The sequence below is a fragment of the Pseudomonas sp. TE3910 genome (genome assembly GCF_056279025.1).
The window spans coordinates 2,444,357-2,457,404 of the sequence record NZ_JBWBQN010000001.1 but is presented as its reverse complement, the minus strand read 5'-3'; the positions used below and the strand labels follow the sequence as shown (position 1 = coordinate 2,457,404).

General features: G+C 58.9%; 9 protein-coding genes. All 9 read right to left on the bottom strand.

Features of this window, described 5'->3' with window-relative positions; all coding sequences use genetic code 11:
- Window position 1: 1 nt before the first annotated feature.
- The 9 genes from ACZ9H3_RS11110 to ACZ9H3_RS11070 all read right to left on the bottom strand — a co-directional run bounded on the left by ACZ9H3_RS11110 (window position 2) and on the right by ACZ9H3_RS11070 (window position 12,885).
- Window positions 2–3,055, bottom strand: a complete 3,054-nt coding sequence (locus ACZ9H3_RS11110; protein WP_476220762.1) for a multidrug efflux RND transporter permease subunit — start codon at window positions 3,053–3,055, stop codon at window positions 2–4.
- A 13-nt stretch (window positions 3,056–3,068) separates the two neighbouring features.
- Window positions 3,069–4,220 carry an efflux RND transporter periplasmic adaptor subunit gene (locus ACZ9H3_RS11105; RefSeq protein WP_454240112.1) on the bottom strand — a complete coding sequence of 384 codons (1,152 nt, stop codon included), beginning with the start codon at window positions 4,218–4,220 and terminating at the stop codon, window positions 3,069–3,071.
- Window positions 4,221–4,346: 126 nt separating this feature from the next.
- Complete coding sequence (locus ACZ9H3_RS11100) at window positions 4,347–5,444, bottom strand: DUF1513 domain-containing protein (protein WP_476220759.1); 1,098 nt, start codon at window positions 5,442–5,444, stop codon at window positions 4,347–4,349.
- A gap of 2 nt (window positions 5,445–5,446) precedes the next feature.
- Window positions 5,447–6,511, bottom strand: coding sequence for an imelysin family protein (locus tag ACZ9H3_RS11095; protein WP_065758946.1), 1,065 nt, complete (start codon window positions 6,509–6,511; stop codon window positions 5,447–5,449).
- Between the two features lie 15 nt (window positions 6,512–6,526).
- Window positions 6,527–7,945 carry a di-heme oxidoreductase family protein gene (locus ACZ9H3_RS11090; protein ID WP_330523036.1) on the bottom strand — a complete coding sequence of 473 codons (1,419 nt, stop codon included), beginning with the start codon at window positions 7,943–7,945 and terminating at the stop codon, window positions 6,527–6,529.
- 194 nt (window positions 7,946–8,139) lie between these two features.
- Window positions 8,140–8,523, bottom strand: coding sequence for a hypothetical protein (locus ACZ9H3_RS11085; RefSeq protein WP_330523037.1), 384 nt, complete (start codon window positions 8,521–8,523; stop codon window positions 8,140–8,142).
- Window positions 8,524–8,548: 25 nt separating this feature from the next.
- Window positions 8,549–9,031 carry a hypothetical protein gene (locus tag ACZ9H3_RS11080; RefSeq protein WP_476220756.1) on the bottom strand — a complete coding sequence of 161 codons (483 nt, stop codon included), beginning with the start codon at window positions 9,029–9,031 and terminating at the stop codon, window positions 8,549–8,551.
- A gap of 302 nt (window positions 9,032–9,333) precedes the next feature.
- On the bottom strand, window positions 9,334–10,665 hold the full coding sequence (locus ACZ9H3_RS11075) for an imelysin family protein (protein WP_476220754.1): 1,332 nt from the start codon (window positions 10,663–10,665) through the stop codon (window positions 9,334–9,336).
- 138 nt (window positions 10,666–10,803) lie between these two features.
- The gene (locus ACZ9H3_RS11070; protein WP_476222748.1) at window positions 10,804–12,885 is read right to left on the bottom strand and encodes a putative bifunctional diguanylate cyclase/phosphodiesterase; all 2,082 of its coding nucleotides are present in this window, start codon (window positions 12,883–12,885) and stop codon (window positions 10,804–10,806) included.
- Between the last annotated feature and the right edge of the window lie 163 nt (window positions 12,886–13,048).

Sequence of the window (13,048 nt, the reverse complement as noted above, 5' to 3'; positions counted from 1 at the left end):
TTCAGGTTGGTTGTGAGTTCCCGACCCCTGGCGGAGCGTCCGCCTTGGCCAGCAGGGTGTAGACGCAGGGCAGGACAAAGAGCGTGAACAGGGTTCCCACCGACATGCCGGTGGCAATCACGGTGCCGATGTCGAAGCGACTGACCGCCCCGGCGCCGCTGGCCAGAATCAAGGGCACCATGCCAAAGACCATCGCGGCAGTGGTCATCAGTACCGGGCGCAGGCGAATCGCGGCGGCCTCTTCTATGGCTTCTCGTACCGACAAGCCATTTTGCCGACGTAACTGATTGGCGAATTCGACGATCAGGATGCCGTGTTTGCTGATCAGTCCGATCAAGGTGACCAGCCCGACCTGGGTATAGATGTTCATGCTCGACAGGCCAAGGAACAGCGGAATCAGTGCGCCGCAGATTGATAGCGGGACTGTCACCAGTATGACCAAGGGGTCGCGGAAACTCTCGAACTGCGCCGCCAGTACCAAGAAGATGATGGCCAACGCCAGGCCAAAGGTGACCCACAGTGCCGAGCCCTCCTGGATGAATTGCCGTGCAACGCCACTGTAGTCAAAGGCGTACCCGGCGGGTGCTTCTTCGCGGGCGATGTTGCGCACGGTTTCGATGGCTTCCCCCATACTGACCAGCGGTACGCCCTGGATAATGGCCGAGTTCAGCTGTTGGAACTGATTCAGTTGGCGCGGTCGTGCGCGGTCGCTGACGGTGATCAGCGTCGACAGCGGCAGCATTTGCCCTTGTTCATTCTTGACGTAGTAGTTGTTCAGCCAGCCAGGGTTGTCACGGTAGGCGCGCTCGACCTGGGCAATGACCTTGTAGCTGCGTCCTTCAAGGGTGAACCGGTTGATCTCAGCCTCACCCAGCAAGGTCGCGAGTGTGCTGCCTAGCGTGCCCATGGTCACCCCCATTTGTGCAGCCTTTGCCCGGTCAATATCGACGACGACTTCGGGCTTGTCGAAGGCCAGATCGATGTCGAGAAAGGCAAATTTGCCGGTGGCCTGGGCGCGTGTTTTTACCTGCTCGGCCACTTGCAGCAGCGATGCGTAATCGTTCGGGGTGTTGATGACAAACTCGAAGGGCAAACCTTGGGTCGTACCGGGCAGTGAAGGCAGGTTGAAGCCGAAGACCTGCAGGCCACTGATCTGGTTGAGCTTTGCCTGAACCTCTGGCAACAGTGCCATTTGGGTTCGCTCCCGCTCATTCCAGGGCTTTAGCAGGAAACCTCCGATGCCTGACTGCACCCCGTTGAAGCCATTGATCTGGAAGGATGAGTAGTACTCCGGGAATGCCTTGAAAATGTTTATGAATTCGTCGGTGTAGGCATTCAGGTAGTTCAGGTTGGCTGGCTGTGGTGCGGTGGCCAGCATGAACACGATGCCTTGGTCTTCGTCCGGTGCCAGCTCTTTCTTGGTGAACATCAGCAGCACCGGAATCAGGCACAGGACGATCACGGCAAACACCAACACTACGGGGCGCGTGTTGAGTGTGCCGTGGAGGATTTTCTGGTAACGCTGCTTGAGGCGTTCAAATAGCTGGTCGAGGCGATAGGCCAGGCCGTGGGTGTTGGCTTCATGGCGCAGGAGCATTGAGCACATCATGGGCGACAGGGTCAGGGCGACGATCCCGGAGATGATCACGGCGCCAGCGAGGGTCAAGGCGAACTCCTTGAACAGTGCGCCGGTAAGGCCTTGTAAAAAGCCAATCGGTGCGTACACCGCTGCCAGCGTGATGGTCATCGAGACCACGGGTATCGCAATTTCTCGCGCCCCTGCCAATGAGGCCTCCAAGGGCGTCTCGCCAGCTTCGATGTGCCGGTGGATGTTTTCCACGACGACAATGGCATCATCCACCACCAGACCAATCGCCAGCACCATGGCCAGCAGGGTCAGCAGGTTGATTGAGTAGCCCATCAGTTGCATGAAAAACAGTACGCCGATCATCGACAATGGAATGGTGATGACCGGAATCAGCACCGAGCGCAGCGCCCCGAGGAACAGAAAGACCACAACGATCACGATCAGCACGGCTTCCGCCAGGGTTTTGATCACTTCGTTGATCGAGGCCTGGATGAACAGTGTGGCGTCGTAAGCGATGGAGGCTTTCAGGTTGGGCGGTAACTGGCTGTTCAGTTCCGGCATCAGTTTGCGCACTTCCTTGATGACATCCAGCGGGTTGGCTGCTGGCGTCGCCTTGATGCCGATGTAGACCGACGGGGTGCCATCGAAAGAACTGACCGTATCGTAGTTCTCCGCGCCCATTTGCACCCGGGCCACATCGCGCAGCAGCACCCGGCTATCGCCCATGGTTTTCAGCGGGATGGCGGCGAAGGCTTCGGCCGACTTGAGCTCAGTGCTGGCGTTGATACTGGTGACCACGTATTCGCCTTTGACTTCGCCCGCTGCAGAAAGGAAGTTGTAGCGCCGTACTGCGTCAGTCACATCGCTGGCGCTCAGGCCATAGCCTGCGAGTTTGACCGGGTCGATCCAGATGCGCATCGCGAATAATTGGTTGCCGAGGATCTCTGCTTCAGCCATGCCCGGCAATGTTGCCAGCTTGGGCTGGATCACCCGTGACAGGTAATCGGTGATCTGCGGGTTGCTCAGTTCGCTGCTGTAGAAGCTGATGTACATCAGCGCCGAGGCGCCAGCGGCCTCCTTGCTCAGGACCGGGTCTTCGGCATCTTGAGGCAGTTTGTTCTTTACCTCATTGGCCTTGGCCAGCAGTTCGGTAAACATCCGGTCACTGTCCGAGCCGATTCGGGCGTAGATCGAGATCACCGAGAAATTCTGCCGGCTCACTGAGGTCATGTAGTCAATGCCCTCTGCGCTTGCCAGGCTCTGCTGCATGGGCTGGGTGATGTAGCCTTGAATGGTTTCCGCGTTGGCGCCGGGGTAGGCGGTGGTCACCGTGATCAGGGCGTTTTCCATCTGCGGATACTGACGGATCGGCAACGAGCTCCAGGCCTGGAAGCCGAGCAGGACGATCAGCAGGCTGACCACACTGGCCAGAACAGGGCGGCGAATGAACGGATCGGTTAAGGCCATGAAGGTTCCTTGATCAATCGACGCGTGGCGAGGTGTCCGGCTCGCCCGTCAGGGTCTTGTCCGGGCTGACGGTGATCAGGGCGCCTTGGCTGAGTTTCAGCTGACCGGCCGTCACCACCTGTTCACCTGCCTTAACGCCTTTGGCGATGACCACCAGGCCTTCACGGCGCTCGCCGGCTTCAATGAAACGGCGCTCTGCCACCCACACCGGTTGGCCGTCAGGAGTTTTTTGTGGCTGGCCGTCCTCGGCGGTCTTGGGCACTGCGACGTACACCGAGGTGCCATACAGGGTGTAGGTGACCGCAGTCTCAGGGACGACCACTTCCGTGCGCGGGTTGGGCAGCAGTATTTGCAGGCTGGTGAACATGCCGGGTAACAGCTTGCCATCGGGGTTCGCCAGGGTGGCGCGGACCTGTACATTACGGGTGCTGTCTTCAACCTTGGGGTTGATAGCGCTGATGGCGCCAGGGAACGTCTGGTTGGGGTAGGCTGCAACGCTGACCAGTACTTGCTGGCCGATGCCCAGTTTGGGAAACGCCTGTTCGGCCACGTAAAAGTCAGCGTACAGGCTGCTCAGGTCCTGAAGGGTGGCGATCACTGTGCCACTGGGCAGGTAGTCGCCGATATCGACCTGGCGGATACCAATGGTACCGCTGAACGGCGCAAGGATCGTCTTTTTCGCCAAGGAACCTTTGAGTTGGGCGACCACGGCTTTGCTGCGCAGCAGTTGTGCTGCGAGGCGATCAAACTCGCCTTTGGAGATTGCCTGACTGTCGATCAGCTGGCTGCCGCGTCCATACTCGACCTGCGCCAGCCCGAGGTCCGCCATCGCGGTGCCCAGCAAGGCGCTTTCCACGTCGCTGTCGAGCTGCAAGAGGGGCTGGCCTACTCTGATCCGCTGGCCTGACTCGAACAGCAGGGTCTTGACCGTACCGGCGGTCTCCAGGCTCAGATTGACCCCCTGAAACGCCTTGAGGCTGCCAACTGCGGGCAGTCGACTCTGCCAGAGCTGTTCGCGCGCGGCAGTCGCCGCTACGCTCACGGGAGGTCTTGGCGCGCTGAATTGCTGAATTTGCTGATAGATACTGAAGGCTTTGTAGCCTCCCAGAATCAGCACAATCAGCAACACGACACCCAACATGATCAGCATGCGGCGGCGCAGCATATTCCATTTCCTTGGAGGCTAGACAGGCAGGCACAGCACTGACGAACACCTGCTCACTGTTGTGCAGTGTTGTCGAATATTACGCCTTTGCCTAATGCAGGGAAGTCCATTTCCCCTTGATGCTACTCAAGTCAGGTGCAGATGGTTGTCCCAAAGCCCGGGCGGCAACTGCAACGGTTGGCCGACCGGTTCTGCCTTGCGGCAATCATAGAGCCGGCAGCGGCCCTGGCCCGAGGTGACGACGAAACCGTCTGCGACTGCGCCAACACCGGCGCAGTCGGGCATCGGGGCATCCAGGCGCGTTGCACCCGTGTCCAGATCCCAGATGAACAGGCGGTTGGCCCGAGGTGCGGTCAGTGCAACCAGTCGCAACTCACTGTGTACCGCGACACTGGCGGTGTAGTTCGCCATAGACTGCAACTGTACCTGCGCCACGGGGAATGGCTGGAAGGGCTGCCCTGGGCGTTTGATCGCCAGCAGTTCAGCGGTTTCGTGAGCGTCGCCCATGAACTGCTGACAAGCGACCAGCGTGCCGTCGCTGGCAACGGCCAGGTGACGAACGCTGTTCATTTGCTGGCTCAGGGTTTCCTTGCTCAGCAAGGTGCCGTCGCGGTGCATCAACACCAGGCTGGGTTCCATGGCATCAAGGTTCATCTCGACGCGGCTTTCGGCTTCGGTGCGAATACCGCCGTTGGCGACCACCAGGGTTTCACCATCGGGTAGCCAGGACACCTGATGCGGGCCAAGGCCGTGGGTGGGCAGCTCGCCACTGTGCTGCAGCCGTTCGCCCTCGAATCGGTAGACCCCAAGTACACCCCGCCCCGGATCAGTGGTGTCGTTCTCGGTGGCATACAGCCATTCACCGCCCTTGTGAATCACCGCGTGGCCATAGAAATGACGGTTCGGCTGTGAGGTGACGGTTTGCAGCAGGCGGCCGTCGCGCAAGTCGACCAGATAGCTCTCGGTACCGGGTCGACGCGCCACGAACAGGGCGATAGGCAGTTCAGGGTGATTGATGATGTCGTGGCAACGCTGTCCGACCTGGGTCGCGAATACCTGGCTACCGTCCAGGCGGTAGCCGACGGCGTAGTGGTTGCCGTCGCTATCGTCGCGGGCCGAGAGCAGCAGGGGCTGCTGACGCTTGTTCTGGAACAGGGTCCATCCGCCTAGCGTGAGGGCAGCAAGCACCGCGCTACCGACTTTCAGAGCCTGACGTCGCAACATGATCAGTCACCGTCGTTGGCGTTGAAGCCCAATTGAATGCCCAGCGCCTTGGCCAGATCAGTCTCGTGCAGGCGGTGGACGGCGTTCAGGCTGTCATAGATCGCGTTCAACTGCTCACGACCGGCTTCATCTTCCAGCAGCTCGCCAAGGGGCTTCGGCGTGTCGGCCAACAGCTTCAGCGATGCCGCATAGGCAGCGTCGATCTTGTCGGCAAGGGCCTTCTGGTCGCTGCCGAGCAGGCTGCGCAGCCCTTGATTGTCGACCCCGGCCCATACTGTCTGTGCAGCACTGAGGCTGGCATGCAGGCTCTTCAGAGACGACTGGCTACGCCAGGCTTCTGCCTGCAGTGGCTGCGGGATGCCCTTGCTCATGCGACCCATCGGCGTGCCGAGTTTTTTCTTCAGGGTGTCCAGCGCAGTGACCTGGGCGCGGAGCACGTCGGCAATCGCTTCGTGAGAGTCGGCATAGCGCTGGTTCGGGAACTTGGTCATCTGTGCGAGCACGCCGTCGTTCTTGTTCCAGCCCTTCAGGATTTCTTCGGCCAGGGCTTTCTGACGCTCGCCGATGGCAACCAGCAGCGGGCAGTAGCGGGCTTTCTGCTCGGCATTGGCGGTGTCTGGCTTGCTGTCAAACAGGATGTACTCGTAAGCCGAGAGCCCCTGGACCACGACGCTGGAGTTGGCGAGGGTGCTGGCATCGATCGGCTTGTCACTGTTGATCAGTTGTTCTACCTGGCGTCCTACCAGGTTTTTCTTGTCTGGCCAGAACTGCACCTGCCAGGCGCGGTTGCCCTCGGCCAGCGGCCCGATCAGCAGTGGTTGCAACTCTGCCCAGGCCTTTTGGGCGTGAAGGAAGTCAGCTCGTGCGGTTTCCAGGCTGTTCTTGCCTTCGCAGAAGGCCAGCGCGCTGACGGCCAACTGACGGTCGGCTTCGACCCAGCGGCTGTAGGTGGGCAGGATCACTTGCTTGGCAATCGCTGCGGAAGTGACCGCTTGCGGATCCTGCGGCGAGCAGGCGCCCAGCGCTAGGGCGGCGAGGCTGGTAAATAACAGTTTGGGACGGAACATGCCCGGCTCCTATGGCTAGAGTGAGTTCAGGAATGCCAGCAGCGCGGCGCGTTGCTCTGCATTGAAGGTCAAGACGTGTTGTTGGGCGGCCTTTGCTTCGCCGCCGTGCCAAAGCACCGCTTCGAGCAGGTTGCGCGCCCGGCCGTCGTGCAGGAATTGGGTGTGGCCACTGACTGTTTCGGTCATGCCGATGCCCCACAGCGGTGCGGTACGCCAGTCGCGGCCACCGGCGGCAAACTCGCTGCGATCGTCCGCCAGATCCGGCCCCATGTCGTGCAGCAGCAGGTCGGTATACGGGCGGATCACCTGGTTGGCCTGTTCCGGCTCCGCGGCGTTTGCCGAGGTGGTGAACGTCGGGATATGGCAGCGTTGGCAACCGGCTTCGAAGAACAGGTTCTTGCCGGCCAACACCTGTGGTGAGTCGACATCCTTGCGTGCGGGCACTGCCAGATTGCGGGTATAGAACAACATCAAACGCAGAATGTTATCGCTGACCTCCGGTTCACCACGGTCTTGGCGGGCATTCAGGCAGTCGGTTTGTGTCGGTGTGCAGTCGTCTATCGGGCGCAGGCGGGTGGTCAGGCCCATGTCGCCGGAGAAGGCGTGCACGTTTTGCTGGTTGAGATTCGGTTGCCCGGCTTTCCAGCCAAAGCGGCCCATGACGGTTTTACCCTGGGCATCGTCCCACACCTGATTGGCATAGCCTCGGATGCCGTCACCGTTGCTGTCGTAGGGATCGGCGTTGGCCAGGATGGCCTCTTCCGGAATGGCTTCCAGCAGACCGAGGCCAATCATCGGCGGTGCGACACGTGCGGAGAAACGTGTGTCGGGATGCATTGGCCCGTAGCCAAGTTGGCTGATAAGCAGCGTTGGCTTGCGCAGCTCGACCGTGGTGCCGTCTGTGAAAGTGACGCTGTGTGGTGTGTACTCCACCCGTACTTTGCCTTCGGGTGCAACCCCAGGCACAGCCATATCCTGCAACTGTCCGCCATAGACCGGTTCGGGTACGACACCCAGGCGTTCGATGACCTGCAGATATTCTGTTGCATTCGGGATCGACAGGCGCACCAGCATCGAGGCTGCGCTTTTGGCATCTGGCCCAGGAGGGTGACCGCGACCGTCCCTGATGTGACAGTTCTGGCAGGCATTGGTGTTGAACAGGGGGCCCAGGCCGTCACGAGCGGTGGTTGTGGACGGTGCAATTACCCAAGGGTTGCGGAAGAAGCTGTTGCCGACACTGAAGTCCAGTTGTCGGCTCGCTGTCAGGTTGGCGGAGGCCATCGAAAAGGCATTTTTGTCGTGCTTGTTGACCGTCGATGTGCCGCCACCCATGGCTTCCCCTGGCTCAGCCTGAGTGAAGCGCGGGGCGTCGTCACAGGCTGCCAGCGGCAGTACCAAGAGCAGGAGAGAAAGGCAGCGAAGCAACGAGGACATCTGAAATCCTGAGGCGCGAGCAAAAACCGGCTCGCAAGCTTAGCAGGCTATCCGCTTGTTGAATAAGAGGGATTTGCGTTTGCTTGATGAAATTTTGCGCGTGGCGGCTCATGTGGGAGAGGGCGCTGCCGACCCGAAGGCCGGTAGCGGTGCTTGGCGGGCTGTAATGCCGAAGCGCGGGATACGCTGCGGTTTTACATCATCTTCAAGGTAAAACGATTGCCCTCCAGACTGATGATCAGGTTATGGTTGCCGCCACCCCGGTTGTTTCCCGGCACTTCCAGGGTGCCGCCCGTATAGTCCATTTCAGGGCCGAATAAATATTTAACCGCATTTTCATGGGCCGGTTCCCAGTAATCTTGAAACAGCCACAGCGTTGTCTCGGCTTTAGCACCCATGACCAGTTCAATGGCTTTATAGTTTTCTGAGACCTTTCCGATCCACGGTACGTTCATGCAGCCGTTCCATGCAGATTGTGCGCCGATGGAAAACAGATCGCTTTTGCTTTCGCCATTGCGAATGGACAAGGTGTACGGGGTATTATTTGCGATGGATCGCAGAATGCTGACGCTCGCCATAAATTGCTCCAGTTTCCGGGTAGGTTCAAAGTTCAATGTTGGGGTTCGGGCGGGGCTCTGTTGCTTGGCCATACACATAGACGGCGTGCATGGTTATTTCGTTTAGCGGGGAAGGAAGTTCTTCAGGTGAATAGCGTCCTTCAAGGGAGAGTCCGTGACCGCGTGCCGTTGTTTCAAAGGCCTTTCTGAAGGGCTCGGCAGGGTCATAGAGGTACACTTTGCCACCCGGCGCGCTCAGTACCCTGCACATTTCCTGGGCGGCGCCCACGGTTATAGGAGCCCCCATCAGTGTTTCGCAGGGGTACTGGTCTTCTGCGAGTGGAAAAATGGGGTAGTCATAATCATTCACGGGAATAAGGCGGGGTATTTCCTTTCCTGTATCCGGGCCGTTGGATATCTTTTGGCCATCTTTATTGATGTTGTCTGCATCCGTAAAACCGGTGATAAAGACGGTATCAGATATTTTGTCAATGATTCGGCCTTCTCCCCAGATGTCGAGTATTTTCATCAGGGCACGCTCCTTGAATGTCTCTATATTGATATATGGAGATGGAAGAACTTCCGGTGTTCATGTTTTATAAACTGTCATTTCTGTGCACAGCTGATCCGTAGAGTTGAACACTCTGAATAGGTGATAACAATGCGAACGTTGGACAGTAACGTGTAGGAGGAGGGATGTTTGATAGGGGGTTATTGGCGAGGCAAACGTGCGGGGTTTACTGGCGGTGTGTGAAGTTCAAGTTATATAACGCCACATGCCCGACGCAAGGCATCGGGCATGTGGTTTACAACGGAGCGCTGGACGACTGATCAGAATTCGTGATCGGCGGTGTCTGGTTTCAGGTCATTGATCCCCAGCTTGGCGGCTGCCTGCTCAATGGCGCCGGTCTGTTTGACCAGGGCGGCAATGGCATCACGGATGATCTGGTTACCGGCAGCGTTGTCAGCGGCGATGAGCTGGTCGTAGTGTTCGCCTTTGGCGGCATGGTCAACGATGACCTGCAGTTTTGCCTCGGTGGCTTCCAGGTCGGCCTTGAGCGTAGCGTCGGCTGCTGGATCGGCCTTGGCTACCAGCGATGACAGGCTAGGGCCAGTCAGCTTGGTACCGTCGGCTCGGGTGTACTCGCCCAGGTAGACGTTACGGATACCTTTGGCATCGTAGAAGTGCGAGAAGTGGGTGTTGTCGCTGAAGCAGTCCTGCTCGTCTTCAGGGGAGTTGGCCTCCAGGGATACCTTCATGCGCTCGCCGGCCAGTTCGCCCAGCGACAGGCTACCCATGCCGAACAGCATCTTGCGCAAACCATCGGTAACCGGCTCGGCTTCGAGGGTGGCACGGTAGTTGTCAGCAACACCTGGCTTCCAGTTGCCGACCATGGTTTCCAGGTCATCGACCAGCAGTTGGGTGACGGCCTTGAGGTAAGCGCGGCGACGCTCGTTGTGGCCACCGGTGGCGCCTTTACCTTCCAGGTAGTCCGATGCCGGACGTGCACCCGCACCTGGGCCGGTGCCGTTCAGGTCCTGGCCCCAGAGCAAGAACTCGATGGCATGGTAGCCGGTGGCGACGTTGGCTTCGGAGCCGCCCAGCTCGTTCAGGCTGGCCAGTTTCTCGGCAGTGATGTCCTTGACGTCGACCTTGTCTTCACCCACCTGGATTTCAGTGTTGGCAATGATGTTGGCGGTGCCGCCCGGGTTGCCCAGGGCGTGCTCATAGCTGGCATCGACATAATCGATCAGGCCTTCGTCCAGCGGCCAGGCGTTCACTTGCCCTTCCCAGTCGTCGATGATGGTGTTGCCGAAGCGGAAGGTTTCGCTCTGCAGGTACGGAACACGTGCAGCGACCCAGGCGGCCTTGGCGGCTTTCAGGGTTTCGTCGTTGGGGGTGGCGAGGAAGGCGTCGATGGCGCCTTGCAGGGTTTTGGCGGTGCTCAGGGAATCGCTGAAGACGGCGTAGACCATCTCGGTGTAGTGCTTGATCACGGCCTTGCTGGCGGCTTCGTCAAGTGCACCTGCGGCAGGGGCGGCAGCACTGGCGGCGGGTGTCTGTGCTTGCGGCGCGCTGGCTTTGTCCTTGCTATCGCCGCAACCGGCGAGAGAGATGGCAATGGCCAACAGACTGGCGGTGGCCAGAGGCATACGAATCATGGCGATTTCCTGCGTCGAGAAGTTGAACAGGTGTGCGGGTGCACGCAAAACTGCAACATAATGCGAAAGATTTGCATTTGATGTAAAGGGGCAATACATAAATATTCAAATGCTTGTCGCTGGCGTTTTGCGTGCGCGTCAGAGGATTGAAACCTGACTTCGGCTTGCCTGTTTGAGGAACGTGGTCAGCTCTCGAGCGGGTAGCGGCTTGCTGTAGTGGTAGCCTTGGCCTTCGTGGCAGCCTTGGGCAACGATGTAGGCCTCCTGCTCGGCCGTCTCAACGCCTTCGGCGATGACCTGCATGCCCAGGCTCTTGCCAAGCTGGATGATGGCCCGAACGATGGTGGCGTCATCATCATCCTCGAACAGGTCTTGCACGAAGCTCTTGTCGATCTTGATCTTGTCCAGTGGCAGCGACTTCAAGTAACTGAGCGACGAGTAGCCAGTGCCGAAGTCGTCAATGGCGATCATCGCGCCCGAACGGCGCAAGCTCAGCAGGTGCTGCGCTGCGGTGCTGATGTCTTCCATCAGGCCGGTTTCGGTAACTTCCAGCTCCAGGCTGCGTGGCGGCAGGCGGTAGATCTGCAGCAGGTTGTTGACCACCCGTGGCAGTTCATTGTGGTGCAGTTGCACGGTGGACAGGTTGACCGCCATGCGCAGTTCGCTGAAGCCCTGGTCATGCCACTCGCGCAACTGACGGCAGGCCTGGTCGAGCACCCATTCACCGATGCTGATGATATTGCCGTTCTGTTCGGCCAGCGGGATGAACTGGTCGGGCGGTACCATGCCCAGTTCGGGATGCTGCCAGCGGAGTAGCGCTTCAACCCCGACGACCCGGTGGTCGCGATAGCTGATCTGCGGTTGGTAGACCAGGAACAACTGGTTGCGTGGCAGGGCCTCGCGCAGGTCTTTCTCCAGTTCGCGGCGGCGACGCATCTCGCTGTCGACACTGGCAATGTAGAACTGGTAGCGGTTGCGTGAGCGGGTTTTGGCCAGGGTCATGGTCTGCTCGGCCTTTTGCAGCAGTTTCTCGGTGCTGTCGCCATCTTCCGGGAACAAGGTGATGCCGATGGTCGCACGCAGGCGAATTTCCTGGTGGTCCAGTGCAAAAGGGGCTTCCAGATCATCGAGGATGCTTTGCGCCAGCTCGGCGGCTTCGTACGGCTGCTCGATATCGGCCTGAACCAGTGCGAATTGGTCACCACCGAGCCGGGCAAGGGCTCCCAGACGGCCACTGTGCGCACGCAGGCGGTCGGCCAGGGCCAGTAGCAGTTGGTCTCCGGCCTGGTAGCTGAACTGTTCGTTGATGCTCTTGAAGTCATCCAGGCCAACGCACAGTACGGCTACGCGACGCTGCAGGCGTCCAGCGTCGACCAGGATCTTGTCCAGTTGCTGCTGCAACTGCTGGCGGTTTGGCAGCCCGGTCAGAAAATCATACTGAGCCATGCGCTGCAGACTGTTTTCGGCTTCGTGACGCAGGTGGGTATTGCGTTCGATGGAGGCCAGCAACTGGTTGGCAGTATTGACCCATACACCCAGTTCGTTCTTTTCGTGCCCCTTGAGCAGCGGCAATTTGTGTTGGCTTGGGCGGTCCGGATTGATCTGGGTGAGATGGTTGATGATCTTTGAGAGCGGTTTGGTCAGTAACCAGTGGTAGACCAAATACAGCACCAGGCCCATTGCCAGAGCGCGTAGCACGCCAGAAATGAAGATGATCACCGAGCTGACGATGAAGTCCTGGCCGTAGGTAGCGGTATCGAGGGTAATGCTCAGGTCGCCGTAATACTCACTGTACGGGCCTCGACCGATCAGCTGTGTCTTGAAGGTCTTTTGCTGGCCCAGAATCAGGTCGGTCAACCAGCGCGTTTGCAGTTCCTGCAATGGCCGATTCTTTTCTGCAAGCATGGTTTCGTTGGGATGGCCAATGGACGCCATCCGCACCGATTGGTCCTGGAACAGGCCTTCGATGACCTGCATGCCCATTTCCCGATCGAGGCTATAGACCGCCTGCGTAGAGGGGTCTCGGAACATGTCTAGGATACGCTGGGCATCGGTTGCGACAGCCTGGCGCGTCTTGTAGGCGTCGAACACGATCTGCGCGCAGCTAAGTACTACACCGACGACCAGCGCCGAGATCAATACCACCCTGAGCAACTTGACCGATAAGCTGTTTTTGAGTTCCAGCTTCAATGGGGTTTCCTTAATCCATGCGCATGGCATCATTTTGCCATCAATCTTGGCAATCCACTATCGGCCTTCAACACGTATTACTCGATCTTCTGAGTTACTTCGTCAGAGGTTTGCGATCCTTGTGTCACTGTATCGGTTGTAAGGCCTTGCGACTTTAGTGTGGGGTGACAACTTTCCCACGCCTTGATGTTAG